General features: G+C 72.5%; 1 protein-coding gene. It reads left to right on the top strand.

Going from position 1 to position 560, the window contains the following annotated elements:
* A partial coding sequence (locus tag IEX89_RS24180; RefSeq protein ID WP_280513941.1) for a transketolase C-terminal domain-containing protein occupies nt 1-560 on the top strand: 560 nt, incomplete at both ends.

The following is a 560-nucleotide window of genomic DNA, read 5'->3' as shown; positions in this document are numbered from 1 at the left end:
GCGATCTATTCCACCTTCCTGCAGCGCGCCTACGACCAGATCGTCCACGACGTCGCCATCCAGAACCTGCCCGTGCGCTTCGCCATGGACCGCGCGGGGCTGGTGGGCGCCGACGGGCCGACGCATGCGGGCTCCTTCGACGTCGCCTATCTCGGCTGCCTGCCGAACTTCACCATCATGGCCGCGGCCGACGAGGCCGAGCTCGTGCACATGGTGGCGACCGCGGCCGCGCACGACACGGGGCCGATCGCGCTGCGCTACCCCCGCGGCGAGGGGGTGGGCGTCGAGATGCCCGAGCGCGGCGTGCCGCTTCCCATCGGCAAGGGCCGCGTGGTCAAGGAGGGCACCCGCGTCGCCCTGCTCTCGCTCGGCACCCGCCTCGCGGAGGCGCTCGCGGCGGCCGAGGAGCTCGAGGCGCGCGGCCTCTCCACGACGGTGGCGGATGCACGCTTCGCCAAGCCCCTCGACCTCGACCTGATCGCGCGCCTCGCGCGCGAGCACGAGGTGCTGATCACGATCGAGGAGGGCTCGATCGGCGGCTTCGGCTCGTTCGTCATGCA

Origin of the sequence: Salinarimonas ramus, assembly GCF_014645695.1 — a bacterium.
Lineage (GTDB): Bacteria > Pseudomonadota > Alphaproteobacteria > Rhizobiales > Beijerinckiaceae > Salinarimonas > Salinarimonas ramus.
Note: the sequence above shows the minus strand (reverse complement) of the source record. Positions and strands in the feature narration are given on the sequence as shown.